This is a genomic window from Serratia sp. ASV30 (genome assembly GCF_016428815.1).
Classification (GTDB): Bacteria; Pseudomonadota; Gammaproteobacteria; order Enterobacterales; family Enterobacteriaceae; genus Chania; species Chania fonticola_C.
This window is the reverse complement of record NZ_JAELTL010000005.1, coordinates 56,728-69,042: the sequence shown is the minus strand read 5'-3', so window position 1 is coordinate 69,042 and position 12,315 is coordinate 56,728. Positions and strand designations below refer to the sequence as shown.

Annotated in this window: 12 protein-coding genes and 1 riboswitch; of the genes, 5 read left to right on the top strand and 7 right to left on the bottom strand. The window is 53.4% G+C overall.

Annotated elements, in window-relative coordinates; translation table 11 throughout:
• The first annotated feature begins 128 nt into the window (after positions 1 to 128).
• The 3 genes from JHD74_RS03255 (at position 129) to cspE (ending at position 2,243) form a co-directional block, all read left to right on the top strand.
• Positions 129 to 1,127: an MBL fold metallo-hydrolase gene (locus tag JHD74_RS03255; RefSeq protein ID WP_161739112.1), complete on the top strand. Its 999-nt coding sequence runs from the start codon at positions 129 to 131 to the stop codon at positions 1,125 to 1,127.
• 748 nt (positions 1,128 to 1,875) lie between these two features.
• The gene (locus JHD74_RS03250) at positions 1,876 to 1,992 is read left to right on the top strand and encodes a DUF2627 domain-containing protein (protein WP_002211058.1); all 117 of its coding nucleotides are present in this window, start codon (positions 1,876 to 1,878) and stop codon (positions 1,990 to 1,992) included.
• Positions 1,993 to 2,033: 41 nt separating this feature from the next.
• Complete coding sequence (gene cspE / locus JHD74_RS03245; protein WP_002221949.1) at positions 2,034 to 2,243, top strand: transcription antiterminator/RNA stability regulator CspE; 210 nt, start codon at positions 2,034 to 2,036, stop codon at positions 2,241 to 2,243.
• A 65-nt stretch (positions 2,244 to 2,308) separates the two neighbouring features.
• On the opposite strand, the gene JHD74_RS03240 is transcribed toward cspE, so the two are convergent.
• On the bottom strand, positions 2,309 to 3,022 hold the full coding sequence (locus JHD74_RS03240; protein ID WP_098930756.1) for a polyphenol oxidase family protein: 714 nt from the start codon (positions 3,020 to 3,022) through the stop codon (positions 2,309 to 2,311).
• A gap of 145 nt (positions 3,023 to 3,167) precedes the next feature.
• On the opposite strand from JHD74_RS03240, the gene rlmA reads away from it, so the two are divergent.
• Positions 3,168 to 4,034, top strand: coding sequence for a 23S rRNA (guanine(745)-N(1))-methyltransferase (gene rlmA / locus JHD74_RS03235; protein WP_199061678.1), 867 nt, complete (start codon positions 3,168 to 3,170; stop codon positions 4,032 to 4,034).
• A 95-nt stretch (positions 4,035 to 4,129) separates the two neighbouring features.
• Here the strand turns inward: rlmA and mntP are convergent, their stop codons facing one another.
• The 5 genes from mntP to manX form a co-directional block, all read right to left on the bottom strand.
• Positions 4,130 to 4,696 carry a manganese efflux pump MntP gene (mntP, locus tag JHD74_RS03230; protein WP_024487163.1) on the bottom strand — a complete coding sequence of 189 codons (567 nt, stop codon included), beginning with the start codon at positions 4,694 to 4,696 and terminating at the stop codon, positions 4,130 to 4,132.
• A 12-nt stretch (positions 4,697 to 4,708) separates the two neighbouring features.
• Positions 4,709 to 4,887: riboswitch (yybP-ykoY riboswitch) on the bottom strand.
• Positions 4,888 to 5,104: 217 nt separating this feature from the next.
• A complete protein-coding gene (locus JHD74_RS03225) occupies positions 5,105 to 5,563 on the bottom strand; it encodes a DUF986 family protein (protein WP_199061676.1) in 459 nt (152 codons plus the stop codon).
• 55 nt (positions 5,564 to 5,618) lie between these two features.
• A complete protein-coding gene (locus tag JHD74_RS03220) occupies positions 5,619 to 6,461 on the bottom strand; it encodes a PTS mannose transporter subunit IID (protein ID WP_024531227.1) in 843 nt (280 codons plus the stop codon).
• A 15-nt stretch (positions 6,462 to 6,476) separates the two neighbouring features.
• Entirely contained in the window at positions 6,477 to 7,277 is an 801-nt protein-coding gene (locus tag JHD74_RS03215; RefSeq protein WP_021181036.1) for a PTS mannose/fructose/sorbose transporter subunit IIC, read from the bottom strand.
• 55 nt (positions 7,278 to 7,332) lie between these two features.
• On the bottom strand, positions 7,333 to 8,304 hold the full coding sequence (gene manX, locus JHD74_RS03210) for a PTS mannose transporter subunit IIAB (RefSeq protein WP_199061674.1): 972 nt from the start codon (positions 8,302 to 8,304) through the stop codon (positions 7,333 to 7,335).
• 587 nt (positions 8,305 to 8,891) lie between these two features.
• Between manX and JHD74_RS03205 the strand changes: the two genes are divergently transcribed.
• Positions 8,892 to 10,439, top strand: a complete 1,548-nt coding sequence (locus tag JHD74_RS03205) for a TerC family protein (RefSeq protein WP_024531229.1) — start codon at positions 8,892 to 8,894, stop codon at positions 10,437 to 10,439.
• A gap of 189 nt (positions 10,440 to 10,628) precedes the next feature.
• Here the strand turns inward: JHD74_RS03205 and JHD74_RS03200 are convergent, their stop codons facing one another.
• A complete protein-coding gene (locus JHD74_RS03200) occupies positions 10,629 to 12,257 on the bottom strand; it encodes an EAL domain-containing protein (RefSeq protein ID WP_074028596.1) in 1,629 nt (542 codons plus the stop codon).
• Between the last annotated feature and the right edge of the window lie 58 nt (positions 12,258 to 12,315).

The following is a 12,315-nucleotide window of genomic DNA, read 5'->3' as shown; positions in this document are numbered from 1 at the left end:
CTTACCCTGGCTATGACAACAATATCCACAAAAAGGTCAGTTGTTTGTCATTGCGATACTATAAGCTATTGGGTAGGCAACCTTGTAACGGTTGCGGAACCACTATGGTACTACAGGGAGAGAATGGGTTGAAAATAACCAACAAATATTACGACGCCAGCAAAGCGCATCATACGCCACAGGGATTCTGCAACCCGGAGCCGTCGCTACACCAGGCCGGGGATCTGAAGCGCTGGCAAGATGAACGCAAGAAGCTCGGCCTGCCCAAACCTCCTCAAGCAGGCTACGAACAGTTCATCTCCAACTGGTGGCAAGCCGCCGATCTGAGCGGCGATCAGGACCGCGTATGGTGGTTGGGCCATGCTTCTCTGCTGTTGCGCCTGGGGGGCCGCCATGTGCTTATCGATCCGGTTCTGTCGCCAAGGGCATCACCTGTGAGCTTCTACGGCCCGCAACGCAAGACACCACCTCCGCTAACGGTAAAGCAGTTGCCCGCGGTAGATGTGGTGCTGATTTCTCATAATCACTACGACCATCTGGATCGCCAAACCATCAGGGAACTGACCAAACGCTTTCGCAATGCCACCTTTGTTGTACCGTTGGGCCTCAAACGCTGGTTCAGCCATTACCCGGCCAAACGGGTGGTCGAACTGGATTGGTGGGAGAGCCTGACGCTGGACGAAATGACGGTCTACGCCACGCCAGCACGCCACTGGAGCATGCGTACACCGTGGGATCGCAACCGTTCTCTATGGTGTGGCTGGGTGATCCATCACCCGGCGCTGCGTTTTTATTTCTCTGGTGACAGCGGTTACAGCGAGCGGTTGGTCGATATCGGTACCCGCCTTGGGCCGTTCGATATCGCGGCGCTGCCCATTGGTGCTTACGCCCCAAGATGGTTCATGCAAGAGCAGCATATGGACCCGCAGCAGTCGGTGAGGCTGTATCAGCAATTGAACGAACCCAGAGTGATCCCTATCCATTGGGGCGTGTTTGAATTGGCCGATGAGTCGTTGGATGAACCGCCTGAACAACTCAGCCTGGCACTACGCGAGGCCGGGGTTGAGCAGCACAGTTTTTATCCGCTGAAGATTGGTGAACATCTGGAGGTTAGCCCTAACTCCTAATGAGTATCATGGGGTTGCGGCGCACCCCGCATCGGGTGGCGCTGTGCGTGGTGCGGCTTCGCGGGGTTTGCGGCGGGTAATGGATAAAACAGCTACGCCAAGATTAGCGAATAAAAAGCCTTGGCGATTTTGTTAATCTTCGGCGGAAATAGCCGCTGAGTGGGTAGGTGGTATTTTTATTATTTGTTTTTATCCTTACTAACTTAGCTACGGATATAAACTTGTAGGGCGGGGGGGCTATTTCGTCCACTTGCACATTCTTGGTGCAAAATTTGGCTCGCTGCATGATTATGCACTGGTCTGCGTGAGCGTTTTGGCCCGAGTGCACGACTCTGTTGTGGCGGGCCAAAGCATAACTGTCCTGCTATGACAGGCTTTGCTACCCAAAGGTCGGATCAGTAGGCCGTTTGGCCCCCGGTCATCGATATTCAATAGTTGCATATAAAATTCCATAAAGATTCAAATTTTTTTACGTTCTTTGGCCTGTCTGCGGCTTATATGTGGTGAAAACCGCTCGCTGCCGAGTTGAAAGAATTGTTAAAACTGAGGCGCCACGCGGAGTACAGCGCGGCTTCTTTACAAAGCAGAAAATAGCCAAGGCTTCAACCTCTTTTGCCCTATTTAAGCTATTCTTGCGGCTGACCGTTTCAAATATGTGCGACACGTCCATGAGTGATTAAAAATGGCTTGCCATCGATTCCAGAGTATGTGATAACGCACTTGGGTAAAACGAGGTACAGTTCTGTATATGTGTGGCATTTTCAGTAAAGAAGTTCTGAGTAAAGACGTTAGCGTTGAATACCGCTTCTCTGCCGATCCTTATCTTAGTGCCTCAAGCAGTAACGACTCTAGTTTGTCTATGTAACGCCTACGGGCGGTTTAAACAATCCAAAGGAAATACTCAAGATGGCAAAGATCAAAGGTCAAGTTAAGTGGTTCAACGAGTCTAAAGGTTTCGGTTTCATCACCCCGGCTGACGGCAGCAAAGACGTGTTCGTACACTTCTCTGCAATCCAGGGTAACGGCTTCAAAACCCTGGCTGAAGGCCAGAACGTTGAGTTCGAAATCCAAGATGGCCAGAAAGGCCCATCTGCAGTAAACGTTACTGCAATCTAATCAGCGTCAGCTGAACAAAAAACCCGCCTTAGTGCGGGTTTTTTCGTTTCTGGCATCGGTGAATGTCACCCGGTAATGATGATGCCGGAATACTGATTACGGCCTTTAATCCCCGGATGGCTGGGATCTAGTGCGCGGCGATGGCTGTTGCGACGATAGCTGGTGTATTTAAAGCGCTGGGGCTGCCGTGGGTCGCTGTTGAGCGTGCAGATGGTGCAAGAGCCTGCGTGATCGACCGCGGCGAACCCCAAGGCTTTGAGCTTGTTTACGGCGATGGCGGCCAGATCCAGATGGCGGTGGGTCGGGCTGATCAGCTCTGCTGGCAAGGGCAGTGCCTGCCGAAACTGTTCGACCAGTTCCTGATTAACCTGATAGCAGCAAGCGCCCGCAGCGGGGCCGATGGAGGCCACCCAGTTGGCGGTATCGTCATCCTGGCCGATGCGTTTGGCCATCTGCTCTAAAATGCCATCCAGCAGGCCGCGCCAGCCCGCATGTACCGCAGCAATGGCGCTACCGTCTTTACGGCTGAAAATGACCGGCAGGCAGTCTGCGGTTAATACGCTGATCAGGATCCCTGGCTCACGGGTAAAGAAGCCATCGGCTTCACCGCATTGCTGGCCTGCCTGATGGATATCGACTATGCGAATACCGTGTACCTGTTTTTTCTCAGGCAGCGTATTGCGAAAGGGCTGTAACGGCGTTGGCAGAAGGGCACCTTTATTGCCAAAGCCATGAGCGATGCCAGGAACGCCGCTGAGCAGCGGGGAATAGTCGGTCATAGAACGTCTTTGCCTGTGGCTGAGAGGAGATATCCAGTGTAGCCAGCTTTTGGATTACTTGGCTAGTGGCAGATGGGCATCCGCCTTGCATCGTACACCAGCCTTCTTTAGACTACCCGCGCCATCTCTCTCTGGGATCTCATCCATGTCTTATCAGTGCCCCCTGTGCTTCCAACCGCTTGATTTCGCAAACCAACAGTGGCGTTGCGAAAATAACCATCAATTCGACCGTGCCAAAGAAGGGTACGTCAACTTAATGCCGGTGCAACACAAGCGTTCTAAACAGCCGGGTGACAGTGCCGAGATGATGCAGGCCCGCCGCACATTTCTTGACGGCGGCTACTACCAGCCGTTGCAACAGCGAGTGGCCGAGCTGTTAGCCAGCACCTTGCCTATTGAACCACAGGCACTGCTGGATATTGGCTGTGGTGAAGGCTATTACACGGCCGCCGTGGCTGCACGCTTGTCTCAGGAGCGGACCGTAGCGGTGTATGGCCTGGATGTCGCCAAGGTGGCGATTCGCTCGGCAGCCAAACGCTACCCGACGGTCTCTTTCTGCGTGGCTTCCAGCCACCGTCTACCGTTTGCCGACGCGTCGCTCGATGCTGTGTTACGTATCTATGCACCCTGTAAAGCCGAGGAATTGGCGCGAGTAGTCAAGCCGGGTGGGGTGGTTGTGACGGTGTCACCGGGGCCGCGTCACCTTTATCAGCTAAAACAGCAGGTTTATCAGGAGGTTCAATTGCATGCGGAGCATGATGAGCAGCTTGAGGGCTTCAGCTGTGATTTGGCCGAGTCATTGGCTTATCCGATGGCGCTGCCGGGTGACCAGGCTGCCAATCTGTTGCAGATGACGCCGTTTGCCTGGCGCGCTTCGCCGGAGGTGCAGCAAGGTTTGCTCGACATGGCGACCTTTGCCTGTGAGACGGATTTCGCTATCCGCTTATACCGCCGAGTCGCCCCTCACTCCACCCCTCTCCCACAGGGCGAGGGAGTTGGTACGGAGCTGTAGTCAGTTACGGACGCTGATTTGCAACTGATGATGTGGTGTCAATCGGTTCCCTCTCCTTGGGGAGAGGGTGAGGGAGTATGCTTCGTCGCCAGAGATTAAGCCAGGTAGCCCAAGTGCTCCAGCAGGATATTAAAGCCAATTCCGATCAGCACCACGCCGCCAAGAATTTCTGCGCGCTTGCCCAGCAGCGGGCCGATAAACCGGCCAACCATCATCCCCAGCGTAGCCATGATCATGGTTGCCATACCTATCGCCATCGCGGTATGCAGGATATTAACCTGCAGGAATGCCAGACCTACGCCGATTGCCATCGCATCCAGACTGGTGGCAATGGCCGTAGCAACCAGCACCCAGAAGCCATGACGATTGACTTTCTCTTCTTCCGGCTTGTTTTTCACCCCTTCAACGATCATGCGCGCGCCAAGGATAAACAGCAGGCTAAAGGCCACCCAGTGGTCCCATTCCATGATGTATTGGCTGGCAAACAGACCGATGCCCCAGCCGATCAGCGGGGTAATGGCTTCAATGATGCCAAAGATCAGACCGGTACGGATAGCTTCGCGAAAACGCGGTTGATGCAGAGTGGCACCTTTGCCGATCGACGCGGCAAACGCGTCCATAGACATGCCAAAAGCCAGGATAAGAGTTGCGGAAAGGTTCATTGAAATAGTCTCGGCCGGGTGGCTCCATATACACGTAACCCACCCCCAACCATACGACGGAGTTACGTGCCTATGGTCTCGCCAACCTACCTGGCTGCCCGCACCACGTTTCGCTGACGAAACGAGTATGTTGATACGGGCGTTTCTGGTTATGACTCCCCAGAAACCGGCTACTCCCCAATGACGGCGCAACCATACCATAATATTTTTGCTGCGGACAACGTTTAATTTCACCGGGGCACTGGGTGAAATTGAGAATTATTTTCATTCACGGGTTTGTTGAGAGTAATAATGGTGATAGTTGCATCAATGGTGTGGAAATAATAAGCAGAAAAAACACCAGCCATGCTGATTAATTACCCGAAAAAAGCACTGTTAATTAATCAGGATGGGGTGGGGTTGTTTAACTCATTTATTTTCAAGGAAAAAATGGTAAATTTTCTCCAGGTCATCCAGGTGTGTAACCCGGATTAATAACCGGCGCTGTTCTAAGTCGATAACCAGAATGCCGTCTTCGGATAAATTCATGGATTTGATGCGTCGATAGTCAATAAACGCATTTGCATAGAAGAAGCCCGTGGTTTTAAACAACATCTTGGGCCAGCGGATATAGGATATATATATCGCAATCAAGGCCAGGGAAATTAGCAGGTAGGTGGTTATCGGCGCTCCCTGTTCGACCAGGTTGCGATAGATCAGAATAGCGATCAGACCGACGAAAATCAGGCAGTCCAGACGGTTACCCCGCTTGAGCTGCACCTTTAACAGCGTTTTGCCTTTCAGCAGGTTCATGCCGAACTCGTCATACAGCGCATACGCCAGCATCAGCAGAATAAAAATCAGTATTACGCCATCGGTCAGCGACATCTCACCACTCCATAAATAAAAAAACCGGGGGTTGCCCCCCGGCTATCAATTGCTATTACAGACCTAACAGACCAATCCAATAACCGAAGATACCGATGGCGAAGAAGCCGATGATGATCCACAGCGCGTTGACCTTCCTGCGCAGCAGCCACATACAACCGAAGGTCAGTAGCAGCGGTACCAAGCCAGGCATCAGCTGGTCGAGGATGGTTTGTACCGTGGTCACGTGGGTTTGCCCGGTCTGGTCGGTAATTTTTGACACCACCAGCGGGATATTGACGTGCGTCCACTTGTTAACCAGGGCCCCCATGACAAACAGGCCGAGGATGGACGCCCCTTCCGTCAGTTTTTGCAGGAAACCACCGCCCATATCGCTAACGATATCGACCCCTTTGCGATAGCCGTAGGCGACACCGTAGTAACGAACCAACAGGCGCACCAGGTTAAACATCACGAAGAACAATAGTGGGCCGAGCAGGCTGCCACTCATGGCAATACCCGCACCCAATGCGGCAAATACCGGGCGAACGGTACCCCAGAATATCGGGTCACCTACGCCGGCCAGTGGCCCCATCAGACCTACTTTGATGCCGTTGATGGCCGCATCGTCGATCGGTGCGCCGTTGGCACGCTGTTCTTCCATCGCCATGGTAACGCCAAGGATTGGCGCTGCGACGAACGGTTGCGTATTGAAGAACTCAAGATGGCGTTTGATTGCCTGCTTGCGTTCGTCGTTGTTGTCCGGGTACAGGCGACGGATCACCGGCACCATGGAGAAGCAAAAACCTAGCGCCTGCATACGTTCGAAGTTCCATGAACCCTGGAACAGGTTTGAGCGTACGAATACGCCTCGAATATCGGCAGGTGTCAGTTTCTTTTGAGTCGTTGTATCAACCATTTCTTTCACCTATTCCTAGTCCAATTCGTTATCGAGGTCGTTGGCACCGGCAGGGTTGGCCTGAACCACCTGAGACTTGTTGTATTTAGGGCTGAGCTGGATGTAGAGCACCGCCATCACCACGCCGATCACACCGAGTGCGACCAGGTTAAAGTTGGTGAAGGCTGCGGTAACAAAGCCCAGGTAGAAGAATGGCATCAGATAACCGGCACGCATCATGTTGATGACCATCGCGTAACCGACCACCACGATCATGCCACCGGCGATGTTCAGACCGCCTGTGACCACTTCCGGAATCGAGTTAAGCAGGGCGTGGACGCCCGCTGTGCCGACAGAGACCGCAACGATCACCGCAGGAATAGCGACACGCATTGCCTGTACCAACAGGGCCGCGATGTGGATCACGGTAATGCCGTTCAGGTTACCCCGTTCTGCCGCTTTGTCCGCCGCATGCTGGAAGGCCACGGTGATGGTACGCACGATAATGGTCAGTACCTGGCCTGCTGCTGCCAGTGGGATCGCCAGGGCAATACCGGCACCGATGTTTTGTCCACCGGCGATAACCAGAATGGTGGAAATAATCGACGCTAACGCCGCATCGGGTGCAACCGCAGCCCCGATGTTCATCCAACCCAGTGCGATCATCTCCAGCGTACCGCCGATGATGATACCGGTTTTGATGTCACCGAGAACGAAGCCAATCAGCGTACAGGCCACTAACGGGCGGTGGAATTGAAACTCATCCAGGACGGAACCCATCCCGGCGATACAGGCAACGATAAATATCAGTACAATCTGAAGAGTGGTGATCTCCATTGCACTTCTCCTATATGACCAAACAGCTCTGAGTAAAAAATTAACGACGTTGCCGTTAATTGAGTTTGTTAATCAGGTCCATCATTTTTAGCTGACTGTCGGAAGAGACCTTACGGACTTCAAGTTCAATCCCGCGTTCGTTTAACTTCTTAAACGCCTCGATGTCTTTCTCATCGACGGACACTGCGTTATTCACCTGAGTTTTACCCTGGCGGAACGCCATACCACCGATATTCACCGATGTGATATTCACCCCTTCCTCAACCAGACGCCAAACGTCGGTTGGGTTGGTGAACAGCAGCATCACGCGCTCACCCGCATATTTCGGGTTGTTCCAGACGCGGATCGCCTTCGCCACGTCAACAACGTGAGCGGTAACGCCTGGAGGAGCAACCTGAGTCAGCAAGGTTTTACGGACGTGGTCGGCGGCCACTTCATCGCTGACTACGATGATGCGGCTGACGTTGGTCTCTTTGGTCCAGCGGGTAGCAACCTGGCCGTGGATCAATCGATCGTCGATACGCGCCAGGCAGATTTTCATATGGTCATTGGGGCCGAGAGGCGCTTGGGGCGCAGCGGCTTTTGCGGCAGGGGCACTTTGTGGCGCGACGGGCTTAACACTCTCTTCCACCGGTTTCTTCAGCGCTTTCACGCCTTCACGGCCGGTTTCCAACGCCAGCGCGACCAGTTCGTCAAAGCTCGGGTTGTCATCACGGGCCATGAATGTTTCCACCAGCATGGGAATGTTAACCCCGGTGATAACCTCATAGTGTGGTTTGTCTACTGCGATGCGGCTGGCCGCGTTAAACGGGCTGCCGCCCCAGGTATCAACCAGAAACAGGACGCCATCGCTGGTATCGAGCTCACTGATTTCCCCATTATATTTCTCAATTAACGTTTCAGCATTTTCACCGGGAACGAAATCTATGTAGGCGACGTTGGCTTGCTCACCCAATAGCATTTCTGCTGTTTTCAGCAGTTGTTCCGCTGCAGTCCCGTGTGTGCCGATGATAATAGCTATTGCCACTCGCTACCTCCTCGTTGAACTTAAGGCACGGATCGTGTCTTGACTCATCACCATCCTGGCAGTCACTTCCGCGGTTCAGATACGTTGGTGCAAATACATTATGGTAGAAAAAAAAGAAACTCACACTTAACATTTATCACGCAGTTTCAAAAACCTGTGGCCGTTAATTCCCGTTAACGCCATTTATTTTAGTGCGTGAAAAAATAAATTTTGTGACATTGCTCTGCTATTAGTGGATCGATTAAGCTGAATGGTTAGTTTGCGGAATTAAACAGCAAAGCTGTTACAAAATGAGACGTAAACTGAACAAAGCCACTTTTCTGGCGAAAAATTTCCTGTTAGAGTGCATTCTTCTTTCATAACCAAGGAGTGAAGGGCCTCAGCCCTCCCTATGGACTGTCACCGAAGTTACTGTTTTACAAGGTTTCATCCGCCACCTGTTGGCGCAACAACGTTCGCTCGGCCTTATGGCTGCTTCCTGTTAGTGTCATCCTGTTTTCTCTCTGTCATCGCCAACGCCACGTCTGCGTTTGCCTCCCTACGTCTGAGCGCCGCTCTGCCAACCTGTCTTTCTTCTGGAGTCTGATATGGAAATATTAATGGACCCCTCGATTTGGGCCGGGTTATTGACCCTGGTGGTCTTGGAAATCGTGCTGGGTATCGACAACCTGGTATTCATCGCCATTCTGGCCGACAAACTACCGCCCAAGCAGCGTGATAAAGCTCGCATTATCGGTCTTTCATTAGCCTTGGTGATGCGTCTTGGGTTGCTGTCGGTGATTTCATGGATGGTGACGCTGACCAAACCGCTGTTCAGCGTGGGGGAATTTGCTTTCTCTGGCCGCGATCTGATCCTGCTGTTTGGTGGGGTATTCCTGTTGTTCAAAGCCACGATGGAGTTGCATGAACGGCTGGAGGGCAGTACCCATCAGGAAGGTGCTAACCGAGGCTACGCCAAATTCTGGGCGGTGGTAGTGCAGATTGTCATCCTTGATGCGGTGTTCTCGCTCGACGCGGTGATCACGGCTGTGGGGATGGTCAACGACCTGCCGGTCATGATGGCAGCGGTAGTGATTGCGATGGCGGTGATGTTGCTGGCCTCGAAACCTTTGACCAACTTCGTGAACGCTCATCCGACCATCGTGGTGCTCTGTTTGAGCTTCCTGCTGATGATCGGCCTGAGCCTGATTGCCGAAGGCTTTGGCGTGCACATACCGAAAGGCTATCTGTATGCGGCGATTGGCTTCTCGATCCTCATTGAGATGTTTAACCAGATTGCACGGCGCAACTTCATCAAGCACGAATCTCGCCGCCCGATGCGCGAACGCACGGCTGAAGCGATTATGCGCCTGATGGGGCAACAGCGTACCCAGCAGCAGGTGGATGAAGACAGCCTGCGTAAGGTGAAAGAAACCTTTGCGCAGGAGGAACGCTACATGATCAGCGGTGTGCTGACGTTGGCTTCCCGTACCTTGCGCAGCGTAATGACGCCTCGCACCGAGATTTCATGGGTGGATTGTGAACGTTCCCGTGATGAGGTGCGCGAACAGTTGCTGGATACCCCGCATAGCCTGTTCCCGGTTTGCCGCTATGAGTTGGACGAGTTTATCGGCGTGGTGCGTGCCAAGGATCTGCTGGTCGCGTTGGATCAGGGCGTGGATATCGCCGAGTTTGCTGCGCGTACTCCACCGATCGTGGTGCCGGAAACCATGGACGTGATCAAGCTGCTGGCGGTATTGCGCCGGGCCAAGGGCCGTCTGGTGATGGTGACCAATGAGTTTGGCGTGGTGCAGGGGCTGGTCACGCCATTAGACGTGCTGGAAGCGATTGCCGGTGAGTTCCCGGACGAAGATGAAACGCCGGATATTATCGAGGATGGCGACCGCTGGCTGGTGAAAGGCGGGGCGGATCTCCACTCGTTGGAGCAGGCGTTGGACTGTGACCATCTGGTTAGCCCCACCGAGGATTACGCCTCGCTGGCGGGCTTCCTGCTCTCTCACTCGGGCCAGATGCCAACGGTAGGCGACGTAGTCGAACTTCACGATCTGCGCTTTGAAATCCTTGAGATCTCGGATTATCGCATCGAGCTGGTCAGTATCACCAAGGTGAAACCGCTGCACGAGCAAGACGAGTAACGGATCTGCCCCTCACCTCAACCCTCTCCCACAGGGAGAGGGTGCTGACAGCCTCTGCTCTGTTGGGAGAGAGGAGATAATCTCAGCAACCTCGGCCATTCCTTCATCCAAAGTGAGTCAGTCAAAGCTCATGCTGAATACTGTACTTTCAGGCTAACTCGATCCGTTCCCTCTCCCTGTGGGAGAGGGTTAGGGTGAGGGGGTACGGTGATTAGAGCAATTCTCTCGGTTTTTTTTTGTTTTCGGCTGTTGATGCAGCACGCGTTGGCGGGTTTCATACTGTTGCAGCCACAGTGGAAACACGTTGATCGGCATCGGCTTGGCAAAATAATACCCCTGTAAGGCATTTACACCCTGCGAGCGCAGATACTCCGCCTGTTCCTCAGTCTCAACCCCTTCGGCCACCAGTTTTAATTTCAGGCGCTGTGCCAACGTAATGATGGTGTCGGTCACGGTGGCATTGACCGCGTCGGTGCCAATGGCGGCGGTAAAGCCACGATCGATCTTCAACACGTCCGGGCTGAGTTTTTTCAGGTAACTGAGCGAGCTGTGGCCGGTGCCAAAGTCGTCTATCGCCAGCATGATGCCCATTTCTTTGAGCGTTTTAATCTGCTCATACTGAATCTCCGACAGGGCGGTTCGCTCCGTCAGCTCCAGCATCAATGAAGGCATCGGATGGGCGGGCAGCCAGATCCTGCGGATGTCATCAATAATGCTGACGGTATTGAAATGCTCGGCTGCGACGTTGATGCTGATATAGAAAGAGGGGCGAGGAGGGAACAGGTTGAGGTTTTCTACCACCGTGGTCATCAGATAACGCGTTAGGGGAATGATCAGGGCGTGCTGTTCGGCCAGCGGGATAAACACGTCTGGCGAAATCCAGCCTTGTCGCTTGTTCTTCCAGCGCATCAAGGTTTCAACACCGACACAGCGCCCATTATCGCTGTTGATAATCGGCTGGCAATAAACGCGAAATTCTCGATGCGCAATGGCGTGGCCAATATGGTAAGACAGGCTCATGCGGTTGGCGGTGATCAGATAGACCACGTAGGCCGCCAGCAGGCTCAGCATCAGCGCCAGAGGAATATGGCGGGGTAACGCGGCCAGCGCCAGAGTACGGGCATCGGGGCCAAACAGGGAGATGGAAAAAGGATACTTGGCAGATTTGGCGGTGTATTGCAGGTCTTCGGCTTTGCTATCGCTCAGTGTAATTTCCTGTTGACCATATTCCAGCCTATAGGCCCCCACGTTCAGGGCTACCCGGTGAGCATAAGGCTCTTGCGGTTCCAGCAGGAAGTTGGACAACAGATCGATATTGAAAACGTGCAACACTCCGCTGGTACTCTGATCGGGCAACGGAGTCCATAGCACCAGCGTTGGCGTTCCTTTTGCTACCATGATGGAAGGGCGCAGTGCCAGTTGCATGCCGCCTTTGGTCATGGTCGGGAAAAGGGTGGTAAACACATAGTGGCGTTCGCCAAACAGGCTGGAGCAATAAATCTTGCCGTCCTTGACCAGCAGCAACGAGCGCAGTGCCTGATTCTGTGCGGCACGAAAGCGTAGCGTCGATATCACCGAGTCGCAGGGTTGCCCGACAAGCGTCATGGTGCTGAGTGCCTGTTGTTCTGCGGGCAGCAGCAACGTATTGAGTTTGCTGATCACCCGGCTGGCCAGGACGCGCTGGTTCTGCTCGGTATTACGGACTTCCTGATAGTAGCGGGTATACAGCGAAATCAACAAAATAGCCAACCCAACCGCGCCGGCGAGAAGCCAACGGTAATAGCGGTATTTCGATGCGGCAAGTTGGGTCATCAACATCCGGTAAGTCCTTGTTCAGTCTAGCTGCCTGACGCCACTTCCAGGCGTAATTTCAGTA